The organism is Arcticibacter pallidicorallinus, from assembly GCF_003002875.1.
GTDB lineage: Bacteria > Bacteroidota > Bacteroidia > Sphingobacteriales > Sphingobacteriaceae > Arcticibacter > Arcticibacter pallidicorallinus.
This window is the reverse complement of sequence record NZ_PVTH01000001.1, coordinates 17,953-44,857: the sequence shown is the minus strand read 5'-3', so window position 1 is coordinate 44,857 and position 26,905 is coordinate 17,953. Positions and strand designations below refer to the sequence as shown.

Below are 26,905 nucleotides of genomic sequence, written 5' to 3'. Positions count from 1 at the left end.
GTTTCTTTCAATACAAATGAAAGATATTTGTAGCACTAAAGAATACAACTTTATGACAGCGACCAGGCCGGATACGAGCCTGTTGGAAGAAACAATTGAATGGCTTAATAACTTGCCAAACTCACAATATTCGGAGAGAACTCCCTTAATCTCTCACTCCCTTTCAAAAAGTCAAGGTTAATCACAAAAGCATAACCTGCTACAACACCCCCAAGCTCCTGGATCAGCTCCGATGCAGCAACTGCTGTTCCGCCTGTCGCCAGCAGATCATCGTGCACCAACACCCTGTTTCCCGGTTCGATGGCATCCGTATGCATTTCAATAGTAGCCGACCCATACTCCAGCTCATACGACTTCTTCACAATGCTAAAGGGTAACTTGCCGGGCTTCCTCACTGGCACAAAAGGAACGTTTAACTTCGCAGCAAGCATCAGTCCGAACAGAAATCCCCGGCTCTCCACTCCCGCAACTACATCAATTTCTAAGCCCGAGAGCTGATCAGCAAAGGCATCTACGATCTCCAAACATAATCCGGCATCCTTAAAAATCGGAGTAACATCCTTAAAAACAATTCCGGGCTTCGGAAAATCGTGTATATCTCTTATTACAGACTGTATCTTCGTGCTAATCATCAAAAATCAAATAAGGTGCAATTTTACGCAAAATTTCAGCATCCAGGATATTGATCTTCGTCAGGTCTTTGATAGATACGTATTTCCCATGTTGTTTTCGGTACTGAATGATCGCATTCATCTGCTTATACCTGAGATAGGGAAACGTCTTCAGCTCATCGAACCCGACCCGATTGATGTAAATTTTCCGTAAAGCTGAACTGTCGACGGCCAACTGACCGACAATTTCTCCGTACCGAACAGAATCAATACCAAATACCTCGCGGAGCTGACCCACTTCGCGGAATCCACCTAGCCGGTTTCGGTATTGAAGTATTCGGGAAGCAAGAACGGGGCCTATGCCTCTTACTTCAACAAGAGCGGCTGAATCCGCTGAATTAAGCTCAATAATGCGGATTACCTTCTTTCCTTCCCGGGCCTTTTGATCCGGATAAGGACTCGCTTTGGTAAAAAATGATTTTTCAACCTCCGGGATCTCGATATAGGGTGCTAGCTCCCGATAAGAGACTTCGCTAATGGAGTAGATTTTTCGCAGATCTTCCCTTCGTCTGAACGATCCGCCCTTGCTCTCATAATTGTGAATGACTTTGATTTGCCTGTCGGTTAGCCCAAGCTTTCGCCATTGCTCCGCAGGAAGATGGTTAGGATTGAAAGGAAACAGCTGTTTGGTTACATGCTTCCGAAATCGGCCATTGTCGCCGCTTCTGCTGCGTAATCGATCTCCCTTAGCCAAGCCTTCAGAATGCCTCCCAATTCCTCCGCCCTTGGTTACATGCTGCTCAAAGGAAAGATCTTCCAGATCGGCCACATCGTCTTTGGATTCGGCCTTATATATTACCGGTATAAAAAGGACCAATAGAATTAGGATACACAATACAATCAGTCCGTTCTGCTCTTTCTTGCTGAAACCGAAAACTGCATTTAGCCACTTGTTCATAACATGATAAGGTTAGCGCAATGTCAGACCAAACATATAAACAAAAATGCGTCAGAAAAAAAAGCTAAAAAAATAAAGGGCTCCTTATTAGGAAGCCCTCATGTATACTTGTAAAATCGACTGCAGCGACATTTGAATTGCGCCCGCTTCTATCGGATTATACTATCGATTTCCAAAGAAGGTCTTTCAACTCCTGTATGCCTTTTTGCGCTACAGAAGATATAAAGACATAAGGAACTCCGGCAGGAAGTTCCTGCTTCATTTCTTCCATCAGTTCTTCATCCAGAACGTCCGACTTACTTATCGCCAGAATTCTCGGTTTATGCATCAGCTCCGGATTATAATCTTCCAGTTCTGAAAGCAGAATACTATACTCCTGCTCAATGGTTCTGTTAGTATCAGCAGGCACCATGAAAAGCAGAACCGAGTTCCGCTCGATATGGCGAAGGAACCGAAGTCCCAATCCTTTACCCTGAGAAGCACCTTCGATGATTCCCGGAATATCGGCCATTACAAAGGATCGGTTATCACGATAAGAAACGATCCCCAGATTCGGAACGAGTGTAGTAAAAGCGTAATCCGCTATTTCGGGCTTAGCAGCAGAGACGACCGACAAAAGAGTTGATTTACCTGCATTCGGAAAACCTACTAATCCAACGTCCGCAAGCACCTTCAATTCCAGGATCATCCACTGCTCCTGCCCCGTTTCACCAGGCTGTGCAAACCTGGGAGTTTGCTGTGTTGAAGATTTGAAATGCCAGTTACCCAGCCCTCCCCGACCACCGCTGGTCAATATCTCCGTTTGGCCGTCAGCCGTAATTTCAAATAAGATCTCCCCGGTCTCCGCATCTTTCGCAATGGTACCAAGAGGCACCTCCAGAAATTCGTCCCTTCCCGTTTTCCCGCTTCTCAACGAACTTCCGCCAGATTCTCCGTCGCCGGCAATCACATGCTTACGGTATTTCAGATGAAGCATCGTCCAGAGCTGACTGTTACCCTTCAGGATAACGTGTCCGCCTCTGCCGCCATCACCACCGTCCGGACCTCCTTTAGAGGTCAGAATGTCGCGGTGTAAGTGCGCAGAACCTGCACCACCACGACCAGAGCGACAACATATCTTCACATAATCAACAAAGTTGGAACCCTGGGACATACCGTAATATTTGAAAAAAAATTATTTGCTAAAGCTCTCCGTTACCTGGGTGATAGAAGCGAAAATGTCTTCTATGCTGCCGATACCGTTAACGCTTTGATATTTATTCTGAGCTTTGTAGAAATTAGCTACAGGCGCAGTTTTGTCATTATATTCCTGAATACGTTTGCTGATAATTTCAGGGTTCGCATCATCAGGTCTGCCAGAATCCTTGCCTCTTAACAACAAGCGCTTCTGCAGCTCGTCGTTATCAACGATCAATGCAATCATTCCGGAGATGGCGGTATTTTTTGACTCCAGCAAGCTATCTAAAGCCTCTGCCTGAGCAACCGTACGCGGGAAACCATCAAAGATAAAGCCATTTGCGTCCTTATTAGAATCCAGCTTGTTGCTGATCATACCAATAACAACAGCATCAGGCACAAGCAGTCCCTGATCCATAAGCTTCTTTGCTTCTGTTCCTAGTTCGGTACCATTTGAAATTTCACTTCTGAGAATATCTCCTGTGGAGAGGTGTACAAGCTTATATTTTTCAATTAGCTTTTGGGATTGGGTCCCTTTACCGGCTCCCGGAGGGCCAAATAGAACGAGATTTAGCATCTGGGTGATTTTAAAATTTTAAAAGCCTTTCCGTTTGTCGAAAAGGCTTTTTAAGATGGTGGACTTAGAGGGAGTCGAACCCCCAACCTCCTGATCCGTAGTCAGGTGCTCTATCCAATTAAGCTATAAGTCCCTTCGCTAATGGAATGCAAAGATAGAAGTTCTTTCTACATTTTCTAAATAATTTTGAAAAAATAGGGCTTAAAATTAATCTAAACGTCTATTTAATTAATTATCAACAAATTAAAAACTCCGCTTTACATTCCATTGCCGCCTATGGCGTATTCGGTGTTCCCTTACCCGGTCTGGATATTGATTCTCTCATATCCGTATCCGATTTCAGGTTCTCCATTTTGTAGTAATCCATTATTCCAAGGTTTCCGGAACGGAACGCTTCAGCCATAGCCAGAGGAAGCTGTGCCTCCGCTTCAATAACTTTAGCGCGCGCTTCCTGAGCCTTTGATCTCATCTCCTGCTCAGAAGCAACAGCCATCGCCCGTCTTTCTTCCGCTCTCGCGTTAGCAACCTTCAAATCGGCCTCTGCCTGGTCGGTTTGAAGCTTAGCACCGATGTTCTCGCCGATATCGATATCCGCGATATCAATGGATAATATTTCGAAAGCCGTTCCGCTGTCAAGGCCTTTGCCCAGAACTGTCTTGGATATCCGGTCGGGATTCTCAAGTACCTCTTTATGGTTTACTGCAGAACCGATCGTGGTCACAATACCTTCACCTACACGGGCCAGGATCGTTTCCTCACCGGCACCACCCACCAACTGGTTGATGTTTGCACGAACCGTTACCCTTGCTTTTGCAATCAGCTGAATACCGTCCTTCGCTACTGCAGCAACCGGAGGCGTATTGATCACCCGCGGGTTAACGGACAGCTGAACCGCGTCGAACACATCACGCCCGGCAAGATCTATCGCTGTGGCCAGCTTAAATGTCAGCGGGATATTCGCCTTATCGGCCGATATGAGCGCTTTGATAACGTTATTTACATTCCCTCCTGCCAGAAAGTGCGTTTCAATATCATTGGATGTGATATTTAATCCTGCCTTCGTAGAAGTGATCATGGCATTGGTAACCAAAGACGGTGGTACTTTACGAAGACGCATCAGAAATAAATTCAGCAGGGAGATCTTTACTCCCGAGAGTTGAGCGGTAAACCACAAGTTGACAGGCAACAAGTAGAGAAAAAAGAATAGGGCGACAATCGCACCTACTACAATCATGATTAATTGAACATTACTATCCATTCGTTAATTATTATATTAAACTGTTTTGAATTGCATCAAAGTCCGGGAGATCAGAGGCTGCTTCTAATACTTCAGCATATATTACACGCTGTTCTTCATCAATGACAAAAGCTGCTCGTTTCGAAACGCCTTTCATTCCAAAGACAAAATCCTCGTAGAAGGCACCGTATGCCTGAGAAACTTCCTTGTTAAAGTCTGACAACAGAGGAAAAGGATAGTGATTTTCCTCCTTGAACTTAGCTAGAGTGAAAGGGGAATCCACTGATATTCCCACAACATCAGCATTCAATCCCTCGTAAAAGCCGAAAGAATCGCGCATAGTGCACAGCTGGTCGGTGCACACAACGGTAAAAGCCATCGGAAAAAAATGAATAATGAGCTTCCTCGATTTGAAGTCGCTCAGTGACACCTCTTTCAACTCAGAACTATAAAGAGTAAAATCGGGTGCTTTCTGTCCTGGTATTAAAGCCATATGTGATTCGTGATGTTAATAATTTAGGATCACTGGCTAATATAGGTAATATTATGGACGAGGATATCTAAATTCAGCAATCTGTCTGAAAAGATACAATAAGAAAGGAGTTGACTTAGAACTGTCGGATTTTACTCTTTACGCCCGAGGGCTTCTCAATACGGCCATTGATGGCAACAAGCAAAATCAGCACCGCGGTGAGAACAGCAAATATCCAGGGCTGGCTATACCAATGATCATTCCTTGGGGTCATCAGCCCATAATCACTTTGAGCTGACTGAGCGTATGCTTCCAGGTGAAAGATAAGGATCCCTAAAAACACATAGAAACAAGCAATCAATCGGAATGACTTGTCTCTTAAAACATCTTTTATTTTCATTAAGCGGACAATTTCGCACTGATCCTTTAACATCCTCAGGTTACTTTAGTTTTAACAAGATAAAATTTATATGTTATTTTATTGAAAATCTTTTGAATTAAGACATTTTTTTTTCAAAGATAAAGCGTATTATTGCAGACCCAAAAAAGTGACCTAAAAAGGGGCTTAAACATTGATTAATAACGCATTTTATTTCAATATCATATGCCAAGCACTGGAAAAATAACGCAGATCATCGGAGCCGTAGTTGACGTCAGCTTCTCCAATGATGCTAAACTCCCACAAATTTACAATGCACTGGAAATCACAAGGGAGAACGGAAAGAAGATCATTCTGGAAGTTCAACAACACCTTGGAGAGGATCGTGTACGTGCCATCGCGATGGATTCCACAGACGGACTATTGCGTGGTATGCCTGTTGTTGACACAGGATTCCCTATCAGGATGCCTATCGGTGAAAACGTAAAAGGTAGAGTATTCAACGTAGTTGGTGATGCAATTGATGGTATCGCTGATCTGGACAAATCCACAGGTCGCTCGATCCACGCAACACCTCCACGTTTTGAAGACCTTTCTACTGAAACTGAAGTTCTCTTCACTGGTATTAAAGTAATCGACTTACTTGAGCCATATTCAAAAGGTGGAAAGATCGGTCTGTTCGGTGGTGCCGGTGTTGGTAAAACAGTATTAATCCAGGAGCTGATCAACAACATCGCCAAGGCGTATGAAGGTTTATCAGTGTTTGCAGGTGTAGGTGAGCGTACCCGTGAAGGAAATGACTTACTTCGTGAGATGCTTGAATCAGGAATCATCAGATACGGTGAGGAATTCATGCATGGAATGGAAAAAGGAGAATGGCCTTTAGATAAGGTAGATCACAATGAATTGAAAGATTCTAAGTGTACATTCGTATTCGGACAGATGAACGAGCCTCCAGGTGCACGTGCACGTGTTGCGCTATCTGGTTTAACTATTGCGGAATACTTCCGTGACGGTGACGGTCAGGGTCAGGGACGTGATATCCTTTTCTTCATTGACAACATTTTCCGTTTCACCCAGGCAGGATCTGAGGTATCGGCTCTATTAGGACGTATGCCTTCAGCGGTAGGTTACCAACCAACCCTGGCTACTGAGATGGGTCTGATGCAGGAACGTATTACTTCTACTAAGCGTGGATCTATTACTTCTGTTCAGGCGGTTTATGTACCTGCGGATGACTTGACTGACCCTGCGCCAGCTACAACGTTCGCCCACTTAGATGCAACCACTGTATTATCCCGTAAAATTGCCGAGCTAGGTATCTATCCTGCGGTGGATCCATTGGATTCTACTTCCAGAATCCTGAGCCCGATGGTTCTTGGTGATGAGCATTACAATACAGCACAACGCGTAAAAGAAATTCTGCAACGCTATAAAGAACTTCAGGATATCATTGCCATCTTAGGTATGGATGAGCTTTCTGAAGAAGATAAATTAGTTGTGGCGCGCGCTCGTCGTGTTCAGCGTTTCTTATCTCAGCCTTTCCACGTTGCAGAGCAGTTTACTGGTCTTAAAGGTGTATTGGTTGACATTAAAGACACCATCAAAGGATTTAATATGATCATGGACGGAGAAGTGGATGAGTATCCTGAAGCTGCTTTCAACCTTGTAGGTAATATTGAAGAAGCCATCGAAAAAGGCAAGAAAATATTAGCAGAAGCAAATAACTAATTGCAAATGACTTTAGAAATCTTAACACCCGACAAAGCCGTATTCCAGGGAGAAGTTACATCTGTAACCGTACCAGGCGTGCTTGGTTCTTTCGAAGTACTGAACAATCACGCTCCCATCATATCCATTCTTGATGATGGAAAGGTAATTATCCGCAATGGAAAGGCAGAAGAAAGCATTCAGATTAAAGGCGGAGTGGTCGAAGTTCTTAACAACAAGATCACCGTTCTGGCTGAAGGAGTGGTTAGCTAAGTTTTCTTCATAAAATAATTTTAAGGGAGGCTGTCTCAGGTAATACTGGGTACAGCCTCTTTTTTTGGCCCTTTACAAACGTACATAAAAGCTTCACAGTCTCCTTTCATCACGGAGTATTCATTACCTGAAAGAAAACGACACCCGCTTCCCTGGCTGGAGATGCGTTACTCTTTCATTTTCTTTCGAACGTTTCTCCGCGGATGTCTTCGTTGTTATTTTCTCTTTCCTTCGTTCCTGATCCCTTAGCAGCCTGTTACCTTCATAACACATGTTGTATATAGATGCTCCCCTTAGTTGCTGCGCCTCATTAAGTTCCATATTCACAGGACGCGCAGGGTATCCTCCCGCTTCTTCGGCGTGGAAAGCAGCGATAATCGAACATGGACTGAACTCCTTGCTGTTGAGCAATACATAGCCTTCTTCCATCCGGGTTTCACTATAAGCCAAAAGCGATACGCTGAGCATCAGCAACTGATCGGGTTCCGGCAGGGTTTCAAAGCGGATTTCTTGGGCTTCGAGCTTTCCCTGCCAACGGAACTCCAGATCTTTCACTTCCAGATATTCATAATACTCCTTGCGAAAGTTAAAGCCGATCAGACTGAACCGGATCCGGTACTTACTCACTGGTTTACTGATGCTTAGCGGCACCCTCAGGTCGGTTTTGGCGTTCAAAGCCCCCATGAACACGCTTAGGCGCCCCTCTTCATCCCGCTCCACTCGCTGACTGACCTGCAGCACTTCGCTCAGCCGGCTTTTGATATTGAAGTCCATTCCGATGATACTGTTCAGGTCTGCATCATGCAAATCACGCTGACCTTGGCTTCCTGTGAGGCTATCCCGAAGACCCCGGTACACCAGCTGTGTACTGCGGCTCACCGCCTCTCCATCCCGGTGCACATAAGCCGGCTCAAAGGCCTGACGGATCACTGCCGCCGTCGTACTGGAGAGACCAAACTCCGTGGAGGCCCGGATGCTGGCACTGGTCTGTTCGAATTTGCGGGGTTTCCCCTGGATGATGTTCAATTCGCGGTACCCGCGATAGATGACGGAACCTGCTTTGCCGCGAACGATTCCTTTCTTGTCTACTTTTGCCATAACGTTGTTTGTTTTAGAGGGCAAGGTAGCGCGGCAGAGAAGGCGCGACGATTTTTTAGCCAAAATCGACAAAATTTTATGGATTTTTTAAAATTCCGTACCTCAAAAGCAGTCAAGCATCGCAGAGACTGAGCTTCGACCTTCTTTATATGAAGAGCTATATGTGCAGCTGAAATGCGGTAATACGTCCGACTTTAAGCTGCTACAGTCGGACATATCACGGCATGTTGCCCGGCTTTTATGGGTAAGATATAATAGTCCATCTTGATTTTATAAAAGCGGCGTATATTTGATAATCTTATCAGTAAGCACGTGTTCAAAGGGCAGACCAGAAGATGCAAGGGCCAAGCCCGACGATCCCGTTCCGGAAGAGAAAAGAAACAAATCGCTAAGGGAAAATAAAGGCTTTCAAAATTCAGTTTTTAAGGCCAATACATCTCTCTGGGATATGTTTTTTCCGCTACCTTTTTCAACAGCTTTTTTGACCAAAAACCTATTTTCAGGAAGAAATCAAGCAATTTCAGAAGCGGCCCCAAGACCGAAAACCGTATACCGAAAACAGTTTTGGTATATGGCTTCCAAATTAATGTAAGCAACATTCCGTATATAGCAATATTTAATTTCTAAAAAATACATTCTGCATTATTTTATTCTTATTTTAAAATCTAACTCGACCCTATTGACTATCAACCAAGTTGTTCATACCTTAAGAAATATTATTATTCAGGAAATTGTACGGGGACCTGAGATGGATTCCGATTGCTCTGAATTGAAAAAAAATTATGACAACATTATCAAATACAACTGAGAACGCAACCGAGACTGCAGAATTAAACCGCTACAGTAAGACTCTTACGCAGGATCCAACTCAGCCTGCAGCACAGGCGATGCTTTATGGAATCGGACTTACAGACGAGGACATGGAAAAAGCGCAGGTCGGTATAGTGAGCATGGGTTATGATGGCAATACTTGTAATATGCACCTGAATGGTCTGGCTGCCGTCGTGAAAGAAGGCGTATGGAAAGAAGACCTTGTAGGTTTGATCTTCCACACCATCGGGGTAAGTGACGGGATGAGCAACGGTACAGAAGGGATGCGTTATTCGCTCGTGAGCCGTGACGTTATTGCAGATTCTATCGAAGCTGTATGTGGCGCTCAGTACTATGATGGACTAATCGCTCTTCCGGGCTGCGATAAAAACATGCCTGGATCCGTTATGGCCATGGGTCGTTTGAACAGACCGGCGATAATGGTATATGGCGGAACAATTCATCCGGGCCATTATAAAGGTGAAGACCTGAACATCGTTTCGGCATTCGAGGCCCTTGGCAAAAAGATCGCCGGCCAGATTGACGAAATCGACTTCAAAGAAATTATAAAAAATGCCTGCCCTTCTGCGGGAGCATGCGGCGGTATATATACGGCAAACACCATGGCTGCAGCTATTGAAGCTTTGGGAATGAGCTTGCCTTACTCTTCTTCAAACCCCGCGTTGAGCGAGGCGAAGAACCAGGAATGTATGGATGCTGGTAAGGCTATCAAGCTTTTGCTGGAAAGAGATATCAAGCCTAAGGACATCATGACGAAAGAAGCATTTGAAAATGCGATCGTTACGTTGATGGTTTTGGGTGGATCTACCAACGCTGTACTGCACCTTATCGCTATGGCGAAGAGTGTAGATGTGGAACTTACGCAGGATGATTTCCAGGCGGTAAGTAACAGAATTCCGGTGTTGGCTGACATGAAGCCAAGCGGACGTTACATGATGGAAGACCTGCACAATATCGGAGGTGTTCCTGCGGTGATGAAATATTTACTGGAAAAAGGCTGGTTGCACGGCGACTGCCTTACTTGTACCGGCAAAACACTTGCCGAAAACCTGGCTGACGTTCCTTCCCTGGATTTTGACACTCAAAAAGTTATTCTCCCTGCGGAGTCCCCTGTTAAAGCAACCGGTCACTTACAGATCCTATACGGAAATCTTGCTGAAGGTGGTAGCGTTGCCAAGATCAGCGGTAAGGAAGGTGAGCGTTTTGAAGGACCTGCTCGTGTATTCGACGGGGAGTTTGAACTGATTGCCGGTATCAGCTCCGGACGGGTACAGCATGGCGACGTGGTGGTAATTCGCAACGTTGGTCCAAAGGGTGCTCCGGGCATGCCGGAGATGTTGAAGCCAACGTCGGCACTAATCGGCGCAGGCTTAGGGAAATCTATCGCACTGATTACAGATGGACGCTTTAGCGGTGGTACGCATGGATTCGTAGTAGGCCATATCACTCCGGAAGCCTTCGAAGGCGGCCTGATCGGCTTGGTACAGGATAATGACACCATTGAGGTGAGTGCTATTACCAACAGCATCACGCTGAAGGTATCTGAAGAGGAGATTGCCAAAAGAAAGGCAGCCTGGACGCAGCCAGAACTACGCGTTAAAAAAGGCTTGTTATATAAATACGCAAAACAGGTAAGCAATGCTGCTGAGGGATGCGTAACCGATCTATAAGCAAGCAAAAAAAGATAATTAACAACACTGAAATGTCCTAAGGACCTGAAAGGATTTAACTATGGAAACAGCACAACAGGAAGTATTGACCGAGCAGGAAGTTAGCTCGGGAATTGAAATGACGGGATCAGCTGCTTTACTTGAAGGCCTTCTTGCAGAAGGAGTAGATACCATCTTTGGTTATCCGGGAGGTGCTATCATGCCTATTTATGATGCCCTTTACGATTATAAAGAGAAGTTGAATCATATCCTGGTCCGTCATGAGCAGGGTGGAATTCATGCTGGTCAGGGATATGCCCGTACTTCGGGCAAGGTTGGTGTTGTGTTTGCAACAAGCGGTCCGGGTGCTACTAACCTGGTTACCGGACTGGCAGATGCGCAGATTGACAGTACTCCCCTGGTATGTATTACCGGTCAGGTATTTGCCCACTTATTGGGAACTGATGCATTCCAGGAAATTGACGTGATCAACATTACGTCTCCGGTTACCAAGTGGAATTATCAGATCACTGATGCTACGGAGATTCCTGAAATTTTGGCTAAGGCTTTCTATATTGCCCGCAGTGGCAGACCGGGGCCTGTGCTGATTGACATTACCAAGAACGCACAAATTCAGAAGTTTGACTTCAAAGGATACCAGGCTTGCAATCACATAAGAAGCTACAGACCGAAGCCAATTGTCAGAAAAGAATATATTGAACAAGCTGCAGAACTGATCAACGCTGCTAAGAAACCATTTGTGCTTTGGGGACAAGGTGTTTTACTGGGTAGCGCCGAACAGGAATTCAGAGCATTCATTGAAAAAACCGGTATACCGGCGGCATGGACTATCCTGGGTGCGGGAGCAATTGAGAGTGATCATGAGCTGAATGTAGGAATGCTGGGTATGCACGGAAATTACGGACCGAATGTACTGACCAACGATTGCGATGTGCTTATCGCTATCGGTATGCGTTTCGATGACCGCGTAACAGGACGTTTGGATAAATATGCCAAGCAGGCTAAGGTGGTCCATCTGGATATCGACCCTGCTGAGATCGACAAGAATGTGCAAACTACCGTTCCGGTTTGGGGCGACTGCAAGGAAACTTTACCGCTACTGACGGAACTGTGCGATGCCAAGCAACACACAGAATGGCTTGCCAAGTTCAGAAGCTACGAAAAAGAAGAGCAGCTGCAGGTTATCCAGGACGAGATCTTCCCGACAAGCGACGAGCTGACAATGGGTGAGGTTATCCAGATTCTGAATGAAATCACGAATGGCGAAGCGGTGATGGTAACTGACGTAGGTCAGCATCAGATGGTAACCTGCCGTTATGCGAAGTTCAACAAGACGCGTAGCAACGTAACGAGCGGCGGATTGGGAACAATGGGATTTGCACTTCCGGCAGCTATCGGAGCGAAATACGGTGCGCTTGACAGAACAGTAGTAGCGATTATTGGTGATGGTGGCGTACAGATGACGATCCAGGAACTTGGAACGATCATGCAGTTCGACGTGGATGTAAAGATCATTGTTCTAAATAACCAGTTCCTCGGAATGGTTCGCCAATGGCAGGAGCTTTTCAATGAGCGCAGATATTCTTTCGTGGATATCACCAGTCCGAACTTTGTAAAAGTTGCAGAAGCGTACGGCATCCCGGGAAGTTCAGTATCAAAAAGAGAAGATCTCCGCAATGCGATACAAGCAATGCTTGACACCAAGGGCTCATACTTCCTTGAAGTAATGGTTACGAAGGAAAATAACGTATTCCCGATGGTACCACAAGGATGCAGCGTAAGTGAAATCAGACTTAAATAAATAGTAAAGCATTGAATCATGAGTAATCAGAATCAAAAAGAAACAACGCCCGAAAAGCAGGAATACAACATTACTGTTTATACGGAGAACCAGATTGGTCTTCTAAGTCGTATTGCGATTATTTTTACACGCAGAAAGATCAATATAGACAGCTTGAACACCTCCCCTTCGGAGATTGACAGCATCCATCGTTTCAACATTGTTATTAATGAAACGGAAGATGTGGTAAGAAAAGTTACCCGTCAGATCGAGAAACAGGTTGAGGTACTGAAAGTATATTACCACACTAACGAAGATGTGGTTTGGCAGGAAATGGCCCTGTATAAGGTACCTACGGATGCTATCGCTGAAAAAGCATTGGTTGAAAGACTGCTGAGAGAAAATGGAGCACGTGCGGTATTGATCCGCAAGGATTATACAGTGTTTGAAACTACAGGTCACCGTTCGGAAACCGACAGCCTGATCGCAGCACTTCAGCCTTTCGGCCTGATCGAATTCGTCAGAAGTGCACGTATCGCTATTATTAAAGACAGCGATGGCTTCAACCGCAAACTAAGAGAGTTTGAGCGTATAGAACCGGGACAAGATCCGGCCGAAAACGAGTTTCTGAATGACAGAGAGAAAGTTTTCAGTATGTAAGACAGGTTAATTAACAATCACTTTTCAAATAATAAGCTTTTAGCTAAAAAACAAAATCATGGCAAAATTAAATTTCGGCGGTGTAGAAGAAAATGTCGTAACCCGCGAAGAGTTCCCATTATCTAAAGCACAGGAAGTACTCGCAAATGAAACTGTAGCTGTAATCGGTTACGGAGTACAAGGTCCGGGACAAGCACTTAACCAAAAAGACAACGGTATTAACGTTATCGTTGGTCAACGTAAGAATTCTAAATCTTGGGATAAAGCGGTAAGCGATGGTTTCGTACCGGGAGAAACGCTTTTCGAAATTGAAGAAGCACTTGAAAAAGGTACGATCATTTGCTACCTGTTAAGTGATGCTGCTCAAATCGAGCTTTGGCCAACTGTTAAGAAAAATCTTACTCCAGGTAAGGCTTTATACTTCTCTCATGGTTTCGGTATTACTTTCAACGAGCAGACCGGCATCATCCCTCCTGCTGACGTAGACGTATTCCTGGTTGCACCTAAAGGTTCAGGTACATCTCTTCGCAGAATGTTCCTTGAAGGTCGTGGCTTGAACTCGAGCTATGCTATCTTCCAGGATGCTACAGGAAAAGCGTTCGAGCGTGTTGTAGCTTTAGGTATCGCGGTGGGTAGCGGTTACCTGTTTGAAACAGATTTCAAAAAAGAAGTATTCAGTGACCTTACAGGTGAGCGTGGTACTTTGATGGGATGTATCCAGGGTATCTTCGCTGCTCAGTACGAAGTATTGAGAAGCAATGGTCATAGCCCTTCTGAAGCATTCAACGAAACTGTTGAAGAATTAACTCAGTCTCTTATGCCGTTGGTTGCAGAGAACGGAATGGACTGGATGTATGCAAATTGTTCTACAACCGCTCAGCGTGGTGCGCTTGACTGGTGGAAAAAATTCAGAGATGCTACCAAACCAGTATTCGAAGAACTATATAACAGCGTAGCTACAGGAAAAGAGTCTCAGCGTTCTATTGACCTGAACAGCCAGCCTGACTACCGTGTTAAACTTGATGCTGAACTTGCTGAACTTCGCGAAAGTGAATTATGGCAGGCAGGCAAGACTGTTAGAAGTCTGCGTCCTGAGAACCAGTCGGTAGAAGCATAATTATATTATCTTAAAGCATTAGCTGTTTCTTTTAGGAGCAGCTAATGCTCTTCATACACACACAACTTACACAGCATTCAAAGCCGGCATAATACTGGCAATAAAGCAAAACAAATGTTACACGATCCTAACCGCATATTTATTTTTGACACCACGCTTCGTGATGGAGAACAGGTACCCGGTTCACAGTTGACAACTCCTGAAAAGATCATTATCGGTGAGGCCCTACAGTCTCTGGGTGTTGACGTTATAGAAGCAGGCTTCCCTATTTCAAGTCCTGGTGACTTTCAAAGTGTGGTAGAACTTTCCAAGGCCGTTCGCGAACCTATCATTTGCGCGTTGACACGTGCAAATAAGGGGGATATTGACTGTGCAGTGGAGGCATTGAAGTATGCCAAGCATCCGCGTATACATACCGGTATTGGCGCATCAGATATGCATATTAAATACAAATTCAACAGTACACGTGAGGCAATCATTGAGCGTGCGGTTGAAGCGGTAAAATATGCTAAGAAATCTGTTGAAGACATTGAATTCTACGCAGAAGATGCGGGCAGGGCTGACAATCAGTTCCTGGCTCAGATGATCGAAGCGGTAATCGCGGCAGGTGCAACAGTAGTTAATATCCCGGATACAAACGGATATTGCCTTCCCGAGCAATACGGAGCTAAGATCCTTTATCTGAAAGAAAACGTAAAAAATATTGACCAGGCCATTATCTCGGTACATTGCCACAATGATCTGGGGCTGGCAACAGCAAACTCTATTGCCGGACTTCAAAACGGCGCACGCCAGGTGGAGTGTACCATTAACGGTATAGGTGAACGTGCAGGTAATACTTCTCTGGAAGAAGTTGTGATGATCCTGAAGACACACCATTCTCTTGGCTTCCACAATAATATCAACACCAAACACATATACGAGCTGAGCGGTATGGTAAGCCGCATGATGCGCATGCCGGTTCAGCCAAATAAAGCCATCGTAGGAAGAAATGCTTTTGCCCACAGTTCCGGTATTCACCAGGACGGTGTTCTGAAGCATCGCGAGAACTACGAGATTATTAACCCTGAGGATGTGGGTATCGATCAGTCGGAGATCATTTTGACTGCACGCAGTGGCCGTCACGCACTTAAGCATCACCTGGCTCGTTTAGGCTATGCTGACGAGCGTCTGGATTTAGACCATGTATATGAGCGCTTCCTGACGCTGGCTGACGCTAAAAAAGAGATCAAGGATGATGATTTGCTCCTGCTGATGGGGAACGAGGCGGACACCAATTTTATCAATGGTGTTACCATTAATTCCCTCGAAGTGATATGCGGCGACGAAAAAGATCCTTCTGCATCCATTCATCTGAATTATAAAGGGGAAGATCATCACGCTACGGCCAACGGAAACGGGCCGGTGAGTGCAACAATCAATGCGATTCAGCGCATCATCACCAAGCCGGTGGATATTAAGGAATTCAACATTCATTCTATCCATGGTGGCAGCGACGATGTGAGCAAGGTAGACATGAGGGTGATTTATGAGGACAAATCGTATATGGGATATGGCTTCAGTACCGACATCGTGAGAGCATCAGCGAATGCATATCTGGATGCCCTAAACAAATTTGTATAATAATTATGGGCTCTGGCCCCAAAGATATAGCAACCTTTTCGGAGGGTTAACAAGAGTATAATAATATCAAAAAGATGAGTAAGACATTATTTGACAAGGTGTGGGATGCCCACGTAGTGCGCAAGATAGAAGGCGGGCCGGATGTACTTTTTATAGACCGCCATTTGATCCACGAAGTTACCAGCCCGGTAGCTTTCCTGGGACTCAAAAGCCGGGGAATTAAAGTTTTATATCCGGAGCGTACATTCGCTACGGCAGATCATAATACTCCTACCATCAACCAGCACTTGCCGGTTTCTGATCCACTTTCAGCAAATCAGCTGAAGGCACTGGAAACGAACTCCAATGAGTATGGCATCAGCCACTGGGGCCTGGGGCATCAGAAGAATGGTATCGTGCACGTAGTTGGTCCGGAATACGGAATTACCCAACCGGGATCAACGATTGTATGTGGTGACTCACATACGTCTACACATGGTGCGTTCGGTGCTATAGCCTTTGGTATCGGTACTTCTGAGGTTGAAATGGTTCTTTCTACACAGTGTATCATGCAGCCTAAGCCAAAGAAGATGAGAATCAATGTTACGGGTTCTCTCGGAAGAGGTGTTACGCCTAAGGATGTTGCACTGTTCATCATTTCTAAGCTGACCACTTCGGGAGCTACAGGGTACTTCGTGGAGTACGCAGGTGAAGTGTTTGAAAAAATGAGTATGGAAGGCCGTATGACGGTTTGTAACCTGAGTATTGAAATGGGTGCTCGTGGTGGCATGATTGCTCCTGACGAGACCACTATCAATTACGTGAAAGGCCGCGAATTCAGTCCGAAAGGCGAAGCCTGGGACAGAGCAATGGAATACTGGAAGACGCTGAAGACTGATGAGGATGCGGTATTCGACAAGGAACTGACATTTGACGGGTCGAGCATCGAGCCAATGATCACCTACGGAACTAACCCGGGTATGGGTATGGGTATCTCTAACCCGATTCCTGATGCTGAGCAGGTAGAAGGTGGTGTGGCAACTTACGAAAAGTCGCTGAAGTATATGGGCTTCTCTGAAGGTCAGACCATGGTAGGCAAGAAAGTAGACTACGTGTTTGTTGGTAGCTGTACCAATGGGCGTATCGAAGACTTCCGTGCATTTGCATCGATAGTGAAAGGCAAGAAGAAAGCGGAAAACGTAACCGCCTGGTTGGTTCCCGGATCACATATTGTTGAAGCGCAGATCAAAGAGGAAGGGCTATTGGATATTTTCAACGAAGCCGGTTTTACGCTGCGTCAGCCTGGATGCTCTGCATGTCTGGCGATGAATGATGACAAGATCCCTGCCGGCAAGTACGCTGTTAGTACATCTAACAGAAACTTTGAAGGTCGTCAGGGTCCTGGTGCAAGAACAATGCTTGCGAGCCCTCTTGTTGCGGCAGCGGCGGCCGTTACTGGTGTGGTAACCGACCCAAGGACTTTAATACAGTAAGGGAATTTAACAGTTTCTTCATTATTCAGATTTACAACAAATGGCATACGATAAATTTAACATATTAACCAGTACCGCAGTTCCTCTTCCTATTGAGAACGTGGATACAGATCAGCTTATACCTGCACGTTTTTTGAAGGCCACTGAGCGGGTCGGATTCGGAGACAATTTGTTCCGGGACTGGAGATACAATCCGGACAATACGCCTAAGGCAGACTTCGTTTTAAACAACCCCGTTTATAGTGGAAAAATCTTAGTTGGCGGAAAAAACTTCGGATCAGGATCATCCAGGGAGCATGCTGCATGGGCAGTGTATGACTATGGATTCAGATGCGTGGTTTCGAGTTTCTTCGCTGATATCTTTAGAAACAACTGTCTGAACATTGGCGTGCTGCCAGTTCAGGTAAGTCCTGAGTTTTTAGAAAAGATCTTTGCAGCCGTTTTCGCTGATCCTAACACGCAGCTCGAAGTAAACCTTCCTGAGCAGACGATCACGCTGCTTGCTACCGGAGATAAAGAAAGCTTTGACATCAGCAGCTATAAAAAGGACAATATGATAAACGGTTTTGATGATATTGATTATCTTCAAAACATAAAATCAGAAATTCAGGAGTTTGCTTTGCAGCTTCCTTTATAATACGATACGCAGAAATCATACATAGTTTAAAAGCGTTTCGCATTCTTTGCCGAAACGCTTTTATGCATTCAAAGGTGTAGACCACCGAACGAGCTATCACATGGAAAAAAGGAAAATAGAAATAATGGACACCACGCTGCGGGATGGCGAACAAACCTCGGGTGTGTCTTTTTCTACTTCAGAAAAACTTACGATCTGTCAGCTCTTGCTGGAAGAACTCGCTGTGGACCGGGTGGAGGTAGCCTCGGCCCGCGTATCAGCAGGTGAACTGGATGCAGTGAAGGCGATATCGACCTGGGCTAAAACCAATAATTATATTGATAAAGTTGAGGTTTTGACCTTTGTGGACAAGGGAGCATCGATCAAATGGATGCTTGAAGCCGGCGTTTGCGTGCAGAACCTGCTTACGAAAGGCTCTCTGAACCACCTCACCTATCAGCTAAAGAAAACTCCGGAACAGCATTTTAATGATATCCATGAGGTGATTGAGCTGGGCCTGGAGCATAATATCATTACCAATGTTTATCTGGAGGATTGGAGCAACGGGATGCGCAATTCCAGAGAATATGTACTGCAGTTTCTAGACTTCCTCTCTACTCAGAATATCAAAAGAGTGCTGCTGCCTGATACGCTGGGTATACTCTCTCCTACTGAGTCTTACAGCTACATTTCGGAGTTGCGTGTGCGGTACCCACAGTTTCATTTCGACTTCCATGCTCATAACGATTATGACCTGGGAAATGCAAATATCCTCGAGGCATTAAAAGCCGGGGCGGATGGTTTGCACCTGACCGTAAATGGTATGGGCGAGAGGGCAGGAAACGCGTCAATTGCGAGCGCCGTGGCGGTGATCAAAGACTTCCTTCCGGGCATTGAAACGTCAATCGAGGAAGCTTCCATCTATAAAGTAAGCAAGCTGGTAGAAACCTTCTCCGGAATCAGAATCCCCGCGAATAAGCCGATCATTGGCGAGAATGTTTTCACACAAACCGCAGGAATACATGCGGATGGTGACAACAAGAACAACCTGTATTGCAGTGATCTGGTACCAGAGCGCTTCGGCAGAAAGCGGAAGTATGCGCTTGGGAAGACTTCCGGCAAAGCTAACATTGCGAAAAACCTGCAGGAGCTGGGTCTGAAGCTGAACGATGAGGATCTGAAAAAGGTGACTCAACGTGTTATTGAGCTGGGCGATAAAAAGGAAACCGTGACTACGGAGGATCTTCCGTATATCATATCGGATGTACTGGATAGTAACACGTATGAAGATAAGGTCATAGTGGAATCGTATGTGCTCACGCACTCAAAGGGACTGAGACCCTCGGCGACGATCTCCGTGCGCATAGAGGGCGAGAGCTTTGAGGAGCATGCTCAGGGAGACGGACAGTTTGATGCGTTTATGAACGCACTGGCGAAGGTATATGAGTCAAAGGATCTCACTCTGCCTACTTTGGTTGACTACGCGGTGAGGATCGCTCCTGGTAGTAACTCAGACGCCTTGTGCGAAACCATCATCACCTGGGAGACCTCTCATAAAACTTTCATCACCAGAGGTTTGGACTCTGATCAAACCGTTTGCGCGATCAAGGCAACACAAAAGATGTTAAATATTATCTGATCATATAATCATTCAAACAAAACATAGTACTAAAAGCATGAAATTAAATATCGCTCTTCTAGCAGGAGATGGAATAGGTCCGGAGGTCATAGACCAGGCTGTTAAAGTTGTGAACGCCGTTGCAAATAAATTTAATCATGAGGTAAACTGGACATCGGCTCTTACCGGTGCTGCCGCGATTGACGCTGTTGGCGAACCTTATCCTGACGAGACCCATGAAGTATGTATGGCTGCTGACGCGGTGCTGTTCGGTGCTATCGGACATCCGCGATTTGACAATGATCCTAAGGCTAAGGTACGTCCGGAGCAGGGACTCTTGAAGATGCGCCAAAAGCTAGGCCTATTCGCCAATGTTCGCCCTACATTTACCTTCCCTTCTTTGATTGACAACTCTCCGTTGAAAAGAGAGCGTATCGAAGGCACCGACCTGGTTATTCTTCGTGAGCTGACAGGTGGTATCTACTTTGGAGAAAGAGGACGGAAAGACGATGGAAACACGGCTTTTGATACCTGTACGTATACCAGAGCTGAGATTCAAAGACTGGCAAAACTTGGTTTTGAAATGGCAATGAGCCGCAGCAAAAAGCTTTGCTGTGTGGATAAAGCAAATGTCCTGGAGTCTTCACGTCTATGGAGAGAAACCGTTCAGGACATGGAAAAGGATTATCCAGAAGTAGAGGTAAGCTATGAGTTTGTCGACGCTGTTGCGATGCGTTTGGTACAGTGGCCAAGCTCATATGACGTGATTATTACGGAGAACTTATTCGGTGATATTCTTACTGATGAGGCTTCTGTGATTTCAGGTTCTATGGGTCTGATGCCTTCGTCTTCTATCGGTCTGCATACTTCTTTGTTTGAGCCGATTCACGGTTCTTATCCACAGGCTGCCGGCAAAGATATCGCGAATCCATTGGCGACTGTTCTATCTGCAGCGATGATGTTTGAGGATGGCTTCGGTTTAAAAGAAGAGGCTGAGCTGATTAGATCTGTTGTCAACAAATCATTGGCAGAAGGTATAGTTACTGAAGATCTTTCCGGAAAAGATAAAAAGGCATACAAAACCAGTGAAGTAGGCGATTGGTTGGCTGCAAATATCTAGGCTGTTGTTTACTGCCTGATATTTCGCAATCCGAATATTGCGATTTCAATTAAGGTATCTGGAGATACATATTAAAATTTCGGGAGGGGCCGCATCATGATATATGATAGCGGCCTTTCTTTTTTTATCAGACTTAGAATCTTAGATTTGTAATGACCCTCTTATTTGATGATCCATGTCTTATTCTGATTACACCCTCCATCCAAAGGCTGCTGCTGAACGTTTAAGGTCAGTTATCAACCGTACACCTTTACAGTTCAACCCGCGGCTTTCTGCAAAATATGATGCTGAGATCTACCTGAAGCGGGAGGACTTGCAGGTAGTGCGTTCATATAAGCTCCGTGGTGCGTATAACATGATTGTCCAGCTGAATGCTGCTCAACTATCGCGGGGCGTAGTGTGTGCAAGTGCAGGGAATCATGCTCAGGGTGTTGCATTTTCATGCCGCAAGTTGAATACGCGCGGAGTGATCTTTATGCCGGAGATCACGCCTAAACAGAAGATTGATCAGACGAGGATGTTTGGTGATGGGATGGTGGAGATCATTTTGGTGGGCGACACATTTGACGACTGCCTGCGGGAAGCACTTTTGTATACGGAGGCTAATGACATGACCTTCATTCCTCCTTTCGATAATGGGCATATTATTGAGGGACAGGGGACGGTTGGTGTGGAGATACTCGAGGATCTGGAAGATGTGGAGGTTGTGCTCTTTCCGATGGGTGGAGGAGGATTGGCGGCCGGTGCCGGCAGTTATTTGAAGCAGGCGCGTCCGGACTTGAACGTCATTGGTGTTGAGCCTCTGGGTGCACCCTCTATGACAAGAGCGCTCGAGAATGGAGGTCCCGTTACTCTTGAAACCGTTAATTCGTTCATAGATGGTGCAGCTGTAAAGCGTATGGGTGAATTAACATTTGCCATTTGCAAGGATACCGTGGATCAGGTTTTGCTGGTTCCCGAAGGGAAAGTATGCACGACCATCCTCCAGATGTATAATCAGGAAGCCATTGTTGCTGAGCCGGCAGGAGCGCTGTCAGTAGCGGCTCTCGACTTCTGTAAGGAACAGATAAAGGGTAAGAAAGTAGTCTGCGTGATCAGTGGGGGCAATAATGATATTGAACGTATGCAGGAGATCAAGGAGTTGTCGCTGTTATATGAAAATTTAAAACATTATTTTGTTGTGCGCTTTCCTCAGCGTCCGGGTGCTCTGAAAATGTTCGTCAACAACGTACTGGGCCCTACTGATGATATCACCCGATTTGAGTTTATCAAGAAAACGCAGCGGGAGTACGGACCGGCATTGGTAGGTATCGAATTAAAATCTGCCGATGATTATGCGTCTTTGATACAGCGGATGGAGGCGCACCGCTTCGACTATAAGGAGATTAACCGGGATAAAACGTTATTTGAATACCTGGTATAGCTGGGTATGGTACATGATTTCCCGGATGTATGGGTATGGCTCGGGCCTACTGCTAATTCCGGGAGCTAGTATTCCCGGAACTTGCGGATCCCGGAGTTGATAATCGAATCAGTCTTATAGAGGCCTGGCTCTGTGTTCAATGCCCGTAACTCCACTCCTTCGTACTCCAATAAAATTTCCTCATAGAAGCCCTTAAAAAGACGCTCTTTTACACGCCATTCTTGTCCGCCTTCAGCCAGATCGATCCATTCAGGATATATGACCACTTGATCCTTGTTTGTATGAATACCAATGACCCGGGCTTCATCTGCACTTAATACATTGCAGTTAGTGAGTAGTGTAGCCGTATACAATTCTTTTGGACGGTTATAGAGAGAATGCGGACTCCCCTCCTCTACCAGGTTACCATCTTTAATGATCATCATCTTATCGGCCATAGAAAGACCGTCTACGGGATCGTGCGACACGAGGACGACTGTTATCCCCAGATAGGTAGCCATACGGCGGATATCGGCCCTCAGTTCATTTTTAAACATAGCGTCTACCTGACTAAAGGGCTCATCAAGCAACAGTACTTCGGGTCCGGTGATAATTGCCCTTGCAATCGCTACCCGTTGCTGTTCGCCTCCGCTTAGATCGACAGCACGCTTCTGTGCGAGGTGATCAATTCGGAGAAACTCCATTACCTCGAGCGTCTTGCGCTGTTTGCCTTTGAGATCGGTATTGGAAAGAAGTCCTGCGATGTTATCGTAGACCTTGGCGTAGATGTTCAGATTAAAATCCTGGGCCACAACCTTCATGGCTTCATGTCCGGGGATAAGCTTCTCGGTTGGGCCAAGCACCCGTTTCCCCAGATATCTGATTTCTCCTGAGTCAGGAGTGAGCAGTCCGGCTATAAGTTTCAACAGCGTACTCTTACCACTTCCACTCGCGCCCGCAATTACGTTTATGGTACCTTTCTCAATGCTTAAGCTCACTGATTCCACCCCGGAACGCGGTTGAGTCTGATATATCTTCGTTACTTGCTCTAGTTCTATAGCAGGCAGGTTGTTCATGCACAATATTAAATAAAAAACCCTGCAGTTCCATATTACGGAAAGCAGGGTTAGGTTAACCGGAATTTATCTAGTGTGTAATTAATAGATAACAAATTAAGAGCGTACGGTATTAAAACCCGAAGGTTACGCCGAAGGACATATTCTGAAGTCCCTCCTGTGCCGGGCTATTCTCAAACATATCATTGAGATAGTACTTGGCAAAGATACCTGTTGAACCATATCCAAGACGGGCGAAGCCTCCATAGCGGAACTTGGTAAAGTGGTAATTATCATTAAATTTCTGTTTTCCATTCTCATCACTCTTCTGCTTCACTTTACCGTTCAGCAGGAAGCCAAAGTCAGGTCCTGCGATAATCCGGAACTTCTTGCCGCGATCATTGTCTTTAGAACGCCATTCAAAGGAAAGAGGCAAGCGTATATACGTCGAAGAGAATCTGTTTTTGTCAAAATCGATATCCGACTCGTCATATTGGAGAACGGGAGCATCCTGACGGATGGTTATGTCTCTCCGCAGACGGATATGCGTCCAGTCAAAGCCCCCTGACAAGTATATCTTGAAGCTACTATTAAAACGATATCCAAACTGCACAACGTCGAAGCCTACGGTGCTGGTTTTCCAGCCGTGGTAGTCCAGAAAGCTGTTCTGATCGGATAAGGTGAAACTTCCATTGTCGACGAGCTTGGAAAAGCCCAGGTCAAAGCGCGACAAGGTTAGGCCAAATGACACACCCGGCGCTTTAGACTTTGTGCGAATGGTATCACTGGAGGTCCTTTCATTCTTGCCCCAGGTTAAGGTGACGTTTGTCCTTTTATTCTTAGCCGAGCCGGCGGAGTCGGCTTCCGGGGATACTGCCGATGTATCGGTGTTGACCGCAGCCTGGGTAAACTGAAAACCCGCCATCAGGATGAGAGAGAAAATTAATTGCTTCATAATATCGTATCCTTAATTCAATTTAGCTTCGTTTTGTTTTGTCTTTATCTTAAGAACGCCAAGATTTATGGAAGAAACCGAGCTTCCTTCGTCATGGTTAGTAAATTCAATTATCTTTTCCTTGCGGGGATCAACCTGCCGTACCACAAAGTTGACAATATCTCCCAGTGACTTTATTTTTCCTTTATGGGCTACGGGGTCTTCCTCTTCCTGTTTGGCTAAAGCTAAAACCACGGCTGGCGATGCTTTCTCAACGCTTACCTCCTCAGTTATAGGAATCTGAGGTGCATCCACCTGGCTGAGCGCTGCTGCGACGCTTACTACCTCCCTTTCTGTTTGCTGAACTTCGTTAATATGAGCGATATTTTCAGAAATTGCCCTGCCCCTTTTTTTATACTCCTGCACCTGCTTATCCCCCTCAATTTTCATCGATGCGAGACGTTCAAGAAACAATATGCCTTTAGGTTCGTGGGACTTAGTCGTCTCTGCTCTGGGGGTTTCTTTATGTTCAAGGGGCTTAGGCTCTATAGACCTTGATGCCTGTAGCTTTACGGGTGGCTTTCCGGGTGATAAAAGCAGTGCAAGAGAAGCAAGCAGAATAAAACTTGCCGCTGCCATCCAAATGCGGGGAGTGCCGCTGTTGCTCTGCTTTTTTGGGTTCAGTTCAGCCGAGATATTCTTCCACACCTGAACCGAAGGCGTATCTTCATACGACCGCAGCTTCTGACGGAACATTTCATCTATTTCTTCATCTGACATTGCTTTCATACTTCTTAGCCTCCATTCTTGATAACTTTTCTCTCAGTACAGCACGCGCTCTCGACAGTTGAGATTTTGATGCTCCTTCTGTTATACCCAATTGCTGCGCTATTTCCTTGTGCGAATATCCCTCTATGGCATACAGGTTGAATACCAGACGATATCCGACCGATAATTCCTGAACCATGGCGAGCAGGTCTTTCACTTCGAGACTGTCCATAGCGAACATCTGCTGTGGAGCATCATGGACATCACTAAGGTCAACCAGGCCTAGCGACTTCTGCTCTTTCCGGTAAACCTCTATTGCCGTATTCACCATGACCCGCCGTATCCATCCTTCAAAAGATCCTTCCTCTCTGAAGTCGTTTATTTTCCTGAACACTTTAATGAATCCGAGCTGCAACATTTCTTCTGCTTCGTAGCTATTGCGGGCGTATCTTGCACAGACACCCAGCATCTTATTGGAAAGCACCTTATAAAGAAGTTCCTGTGTCTTAGAATCTCCCCTACGGCATCCATCCAGTAAATCGGCAACGAGCACTTTACGACTTGAATTCATATTAATCAGAAGGTAGATGAAATTTTAGCAACATAGGTTGCATGAAAATCTATTTTCTTTTAAATAACCTGAATTCTTGCTTATAAACAAGGAAAAGTGAGTGATGGAAGTCAAAAGACTTGGAGGCATTACTACCGAGGTCGAACACGGGTTCTACCCGGAAGTCGAGGTAAAAGTTGGGGATAAGCGTTTTCTGATAGGCATAGCGGACGATCAGAAGTTCTCTGTTCTTCTCGCTGTATCCTTCATTGCCGATCTTATAAGAAACAGATTGGTAAAGAGGCATACCGGCGGAAGAGAGGTACGAATCGGCATTCCAATAAGAGAATATCAAATCGCCATATTTGCTTTTAAGTCCCGCATTAAGATACACGCCATTGCCTTTATCGTAAGTTTGCAGTTGCGTGCTGGAATTGTCGGTGTATCCTACGAGGTAGTTTTCCGTAAAGACCGACCTGAACGTTCCGCCAAGCGAATACTGGAGCTTGAATCCTGCTGCACCGTTGATGATGGTTTTTAATGGCGCATCGACTGTGTCAATCTGGCCTCCCTGATGGAAAGCCAGTATCTGCAGGGGAATGGACAGGATAGCTTTGTCTGATTTAAAAAGTGTAATATCTGCGGAACCTCCGGCGAACAATTGTTCTTGTTCTGCAGAAGGCTTATAGATCATTTTATTCCAGTTGAGGAACGCGTCTACAAAAAGACGCGGCTTTGTAATTTGCAGCTGGGTACCATATTCGACCGGATTGGTGATCCTTCTTTCCATATCAAACACCGGCTCAATAAAGCGATGGTGGATATTTCCTTCGAGCACGCCATTAATTAGCGCCAGGCCCTTATGCTGATATTTGATACTGAATAATGGGTAGGTTTTATATATCCCTTCTTCGCCAAAGTCCTTTCGCAGGTGAATACCAGCGGTAATGGCCAGACGGGGATGTGCGTAATAAACAACCTGGGGTTCCAGCTGGGTACCATACAAGGTATATCCATCCTGAAACTTGCTAAAGAACTCGTAGTTCCGGAGGTAATTGAAATTATTGATGCTTAAATGAAGTTCTCCTGTTTTAGCACTATCCGGACGGATCCTATACTCTAAACTATCATTTGCTATCTGGGCACTGACTAACCACGGCAAATTTATGAGCAGGGCAAGCAGAATAATCTTTTTCAT

General features: G+C 45.5%; 25 protein-coding genes and 1 tRNA gene. 12 read left to right on the top strand and 14 right to left on the bottom strand.

Annotation, left to right across the window (positions count from 1 at the left end):
* Window positions 1-104 precede the first annotated feature (104 nt).
* From B0I27_RS00225 to B0I27_RS00190, 8 genes are all read right to left on the bottom strand, one after another.
* On the bottom strand, window positions 105-632 hold the full coding sequence (locus B0I27_RS00225; protein ID WP_106290229.1) for an adenine phosphoribosyltransferase: 528 nt from the start codon (window positions 630-632) through the stop codon (window positions 105-107).
* Window positions 625-1,569, bottom strand: a complete 945-nt coding sequence (locus B0I27_RS00220; RefSeq protein ID WP_106290227.1) for a ComEA family DNA-binding protein — start codon at window positions 1,567-1,569, stop codon at window positions 625-627. Before B0I27_RS00220 ends, B0I27_RS00225 begins: the two co-directional genes overlap by 8 nt.
* 157 nt (window positions 1,570-1,726) lie before the next feature.
* Complete coding sequence (gene obgE, locus B0I27_RS00215) at window positions 1,727-2,722, bottom strand: GTPase ObgE (protein ID WP_106290225.1); 996 nt, start codon at window positions 2,720-2,722, stop codon at window positions 1,727-1,729.
* A 21-nt stretch (window positions 2,723-2,743) separates the two neighbouring features.
* Entirely contained in the window at window positions 2,744-3,322 is a 579-nt protein-coding gene (locus B0I27_RS00210; protein WP_106290223.1) for an adenylate kinase, read from the bottom strand.
* 56 nt (window positions 3,323-3,378) lie between these two features.
* Window positions 3,379-3,455, bottom strand: a tRNA-Arg gene (locus tag B0I27_RS00205).
* A 141-nt stretch (window positions 3,456-3,596) separates the two neighbouring features.
* Window positions 3,597-4,580, bottom strand: coding sequence for a flotillin-like protein FloA (floA, locus tag B0I27_RS00200; RefSeq protein ID WP_106290221.1), 984 nt, complete (start codon window positions 4,578-4,580; stop codon window positions 3,597-3,599).
* 10 nt (window positions 4,581-4,590) lie between these two features.
* Complete coding sequence (locus B0I27_RS00195; protein WP_106290219.1) at window positions 4,591-5,052, bottom strand: redoxin domain-containing protein; 462 nt, start codon at window positions 5,050-5,052, stop codon at window positions 4,591-4,593.
* 115 nt (window positions 5,053-5,167) lie between these two features.
* Window positions 5,168-5,431 carry a hypothetical protein gene (locus B0I27_RS00190; protein ID WP_146133066.1) on the bottom strand — a complete coding sequence of 88 codons (264 nt, stop codon included), beginning with the start codon at window positions 5,429-5,431 and terminating at the stop codon, window positions 5,168-5,170.
* A 204-nt stretch (window positions 5,432-5,635) separates the two neighbouring features.
* On the opposite strand from B0I27_RS00190, the gene atpD reads away from it, so the two are divergent.
* Entirely contained in the window at window positions 5,636-7,141 is a 1,506-nt protein-coding gene (atpD, locus tag B0I27_RS00185) for a F0F1 ATP synthase subunit beta (RefSeq protein ID WP_106290215.1), read from the top strand.
* A 6-nt stretch (window positions 7,142-7,147) separates the two neighbouring features.
* Window positions 7,148-7,393, top strand: coding sequence for an ATP synthase F1 subunit epsilon (atpC, locus tag B0I27_RS00180; RefSeq protein ID WP_106290213.1), 246 nt, complete (start codon window positions 7,148-7,150; stop codon window positions 7,391-7,393).
* A gap of 123 nt (window positions 7,394-7,516) precedes the next feature.
* Here the strand turns inward: atpC and B0I27_RS00175 are convergent, their stop codons facing one another.
* Window positions 7,517-8,491, bottom strand: coding sequence for a hypothetical protein (locus tag B0I27_RS00175; RefSeq protein ID WP_106290211.1), 975 nt, complete (start codon window positions 8,489-8,491; stop codon window positions 7,517-7,519).
* Between the two features lie 782 nt (window positions 8,492-9,273).
* Here B0I27_RS00175 and ilvD point away from each other — a divergent pair.
* From ilvD to ilvA, 10 genes are all read left to right on the top strand, one after another.
* Window positions 9,274-10,992 (top strand): dihydroxy-acid dehydratase, encoded by a 1,719-nt coding sequence (gene ilvD, locus B0I27_RS00165; protein WP_106290207.1) that lies wholly within the window; start codon window positions 9,274-9,276, stop codon window positions 10,990-10,992.
* A gap of 61 nt (window positions 10,993-11,053) precedes the next feature.
* Window positions 11,054-12,793, top strand: a complete 1,740-nt coding sequence (ilvB, locus tag B0I27_RS00160; RefSeq protein WP_106290205.1) for a biosynthetic-type acetolactate synthase large subunit — start codon at window positions 11,054-11,056, stop codon at window positions 12,791-12,793.
* An 18-nt stretch (window positions 12,794-12,811) separates the two neighbouring features.
* The gene (ilvN, locus tag B0I27_RS00155) at window positions 12,812-13,432 is read left to right on the top strand and encodes an acetolactate synthase small subunit (protein ID WP_106290203.1); all 621 of its coding nucleotides are present in this window, start codon (window positions 12,812-12,814) and stop codon (window positions 13,430-13,432) included.
* Window positions 13,433-13,490: 58 nt separating this feature from the next.
* Window positions 13,491-14,549, top strand: a complete 1,059-nt coding sequence (ilvC, locus tag B0I27_RS00150; RefSeq protein ID WP_106290201.1) for a ketol-acid reductoisomerase — start codon at window positions 13,491-13,493, stop codon at window positions 14,547-14,549.
* A 114-nt stretch (window positions 14,550-14,663) separates the two neighbouring features.
* The gene (locus B0I27_RS00145; protein ID WP_106290199.1) at window positions 14,664-16,172 is read left to right on the top strand and encodes a 2-isopropylmalate synthase; all 1,509 of its coding nucleotides are present in this window, start codon (window positions 14,664-14,666) and stop codon (window positions 16,170-16,172) included.
* A gap of 74 nt (window positions 16,173-16,246) precedes the next feature.
* Entirely contained in the window at window positions 16,247-17,644 is a 1,398-nt protein-coding gene (gene leuC / locus B0I27_RS00140) for a 3-isopropylmalate dehydratase large subunit (protein ID WP_106290197.1), read from the top strand.
* A gap of 40 nt (window positions 17,645-17,684) precedes the next feature.
* Window positions 17,685-18,281 (top strand): 3-isopropylmalate dehydratase small subunit, encoded by a 597-nt coding sequence (leuD, locus tag B0I27_RS00135; protein ID WP_106290195.1) that lies wholly within the window; start codon window positions 17,685-17,687, stop codon window positions 18,279-18,281.
* 100 nt (window positions 18,282-18,381) lie between these two features.
* Complete coding sequence (locus tag B0I27_RS00130; RefSeq protein WP_106291161.1) at window positions 18,382-19,899, top strand: alpha-isopropylmalate synthase regulatory domain-containing protein; 1,518 nt, start codon at window positions 18,382-18,384, stop codon at window positions 19,897-19,899.
* 37 nt (window positions 19,900-19,936) lie between these two features.
* The gene (gene leuB / locus B0I27_RS00125) at window positions 19,937-20,998 is read left to right on the top strand and encodes a 3-isopropylmalate dehydrogenase (protein ID WP_106290193.1); all 1,062 of its coding nucleotides are present in this window, start codon (window positions 19,937-19,939) and stop codon (window positions 20,996-20,998) included.
* Between the two features lie 175 nt (window positions 20,999-21,173).
* A complete protein-coding gene (gene ilvA, locus B0I27_RS00120; protein ID WP_106290191.1) occupies window positions 21,174-22,421 on the top strand; it encodes a threonine ammonia-lyase IlvA in 1,248 nt (415 codons plus the stop codon).
* 65 nt (window positions 22,422-22,486) lie between these two features.
* Here the strand turns inward: ilvA and B0I27_RS00115 are convergent, their stop codons facing one another.
* The 5 genes from B0I27_RS00115 to B0I27_RS00095 all read right to left on the bottom strand — a co-directional run bounded on the left by B0I27_RS00115 (window position 22,487) and on the right by B0I27_RS00095 (window position 26,905).
* Complete coding sequence (locus tag B0I27_RS00115; protein WP_106290189.1) at window positions 22,487-23,476, bottom strand: ABC transporter ATP-binding protein; 990 nt, start codon at window positions 23,474-23,476, stop codon at window positions 22,487-22,489.
* Between the two features lie 112 nt (window positions 23,477-23,588).
* Window positions 23,589-24,410 (bottom strand): outer membrane beta-barrel protein, encoded by an 822-nt coding sequence (locus B0I27_RS00110; RefSeq protein ID WP_106290187.1) that lies wholly within the window; start codon window positions 24,408-24,410, stop codon window positions 23,589-23,591.
* A 12-nt stretch (window positions 24,411-24,422) separates the two neighbouring features.
* A complete protein-coding gene (locus B0I27_RS00105) occupies window positions 24,423-25,178 on the bottom strand; it encodes a hypothetical protein (RefSeq protein WP_106290185.1) in 756 nt (251 codons plus the stop codon).
* The gene (locus B0I27_RS00100; protein ID WP_106290183.1) at window positions 25,159-25,728 is read right to left on the bottom strand and encodes an RNA polymerase sigma factor; all 570 of its coding nucleotides are present in this window, start codon (window positions 25,726-25,728) and stop codon (window positions 25,159-25,161) included. Before B0I27_RS00100 ends, B0I27_RS00105 begins: the two co-directional genes overlap by 20 nt.
* A 49-nt stretch (window positions 25,729-25,777) precedes the next feature.
* A complete protein-coding gene (locus B0I27_RS00095; protein WP_106290181.1) occupies window positions 25,778-26,905 on the bottom strand; it encodes a hypothetical protein in 1,128 nt (375 codons plus the stop codon).

Excerpts from the sequence above, each read along its gene's own strand:
- ilvB (WP_106290205.1), top strand. The coding sequence starts at position 11,054 with ATGGAAACAGCACAACAGGAAGTATTGACCGAGCAGGAAGTTAGCTCG.
- B0I27_RS00110 (WP_106290187.1), bottom strand. The coding sequence starts at position 24,410 with ATGAAGCAATTAATTTTCTCTCTCATCCTGATGGCGGGTTTTCAGTTT.
- B0I27_RS00145 (WP_106290199.1), top strand. The coding sequence starts at position 14,664 with ATGTTACACGATCCTAACCGCATATTTATTTTTGACACCACGCTTCGT.
- leuD (WP_106290195.1), top strand. The coding sequence starts at position 17,685 with ATGGCATACGATAAATTTAACATATTAACCAGTACCGCAGTTCCTCTT.
- leuB (WP_106290193.1), top strand. The coding sequence starts at position 19,937 with ATGAAATTAAATATCGCTCTTCTAGCAGGAGATGGAATAGGTCCGGAG.
- B0I27_RS00220 (WP_106290227.1), bottom strand. The coding sequence starts at position 1,569 with ATGAACAAGTGGCTAAATGCAGTTTTCGGTTTCAGCAAGAAAGAGCAG.
- atpD (WP_106290215.1), top strand. The coding sequence starts at position 5,636 with ATGCCAAGCACTGGAAAAATAACGCAGATCATCGGAGCCGTAGTTGAC.
- B0I27_RS00225 (WP_106290229.1), bottom strand. The coding sequence starts at position 632 with ATGATTAGCACGAAGATACAGTCTGTAATAAGAGATATACACGATTTT.
- B0I27_RS00095 (WP_106290181.1), bottom strand. The coding sequence starts at position 26,905 with ATGAAAAAGATTATTCTGCTTGCCCTGCTCATAAATTTGCCGTGGTTA.
- floA (WP_106290221.1), bottom strand. The coding sequence starts at position 4,580 with ATGGATAGTAATGTTCAATTAATCATGATTGTAGTAGGTGCGATTGTC.
- ilvC (WP_106290201.1), top strand. The coding sequence starts at position 13,491 with ATGGCAAAATTAAATTTCGGCGGTGTAGAAGAAAATGTCGTAACCCGC.
- B0I27_RS00130 (WP_106291161.1), top strand. The coding sequence starts at position 18,382 with ATGGAAAAAAGGAAAATAGAAATAATGGACACCACGCTGCGGGATGGC.
- B0I27_RS00210 (WP_106290223.1), bottom strand. The coding sequence starts at position 3,322 with ATGCTAAATCTCGTTCTATTTGGCCCTCCGGGAGCCGGTAAAGGGACC.
- ilvD (WP_106290207.1), top strand. The coding sequence starts at position 9,274 with ATGACAACATTATCAAATACAACTGAGAACGCAACCGAGACTGCAGAA.
- B0I27_RS00175 (WP_106290211.1), bottom strand. The coding sequence starts at position 8,491 with ATGGCAAAAGTAGACAAGAAAGGAATCGTTCGCGGCAAAGCAGGTTCC.
- ilvN (WP_106290203.1), top strand. The coding sequence starts at position 12,812 with ATGAGTAATCAGAATCAAAAAGAAACAACGCCCGAAAAGCAGGAATAC.
- B0I27_RS00115 (WP_106290189.1), bottom strand. The coding sequence starts at position 23,476 with ATGAACAACCTGCCTGCTATAGAACTAGAGCAAGTAACGAAGATATAT.
- B0I27_RS00195 (WP_106290219.1), bottom strand. The coding sequence starts at position 5,052 with ATGGCTTTAATACCAGGACAGAAAGCACCCGATTTTACTCTTTATAGT.
- obgE (WP_106290225.1), bottom strand. The coding sequence starts at position 2,722 with ATGTCCCAGGGTTCCAACTTTGTTGATTATGTGAAGATATGTTGTCGC.
- leuC (WP_106290197.1), top strand. The coding sequence starts at position 16,247 with ATGAGTAAGACATTATTTGACAAGGTGTGGGATGCCCACGTAGTGCGC.
- B0I27_RS00190 (WP_146133066.1), bottom strand. The coding sequence starts at position 5,431 with ATGAAAATAAAAGATGTTTTAAGAGACAAGTCATTCCGATTGATTGCT.
- atpC (WP_106290213.1), top strand. The coding sequence starts at position 7,148 with ATGACTTTAGAAATCTTAACACCCGACAAAGCCGTATTCCAGGGAGAA.
- B0I27_RS00100 (WP_106290183.1), bottom strand. The coding sequence starts at position 25,728 with ATGAATTCAAGTCGTAAAGTGCTCGTTGCCGATTTACTGGATGGATGC.
- ilvA (WP_106290191.1), top strand. The coding sequence starts at position 21,174 with ATGTCTTATTCTGATTACACCCTCCATCCAAAGGCTGCTGCTGAACGT.
- B0I27_RS00105 (WP_106290185.1), bottom strand. The coding sequence starts at position 25,178 with ATGAAAGCAATGTCAGATGAAGAAATAGATGAAATGTTCCGTCAGAAG.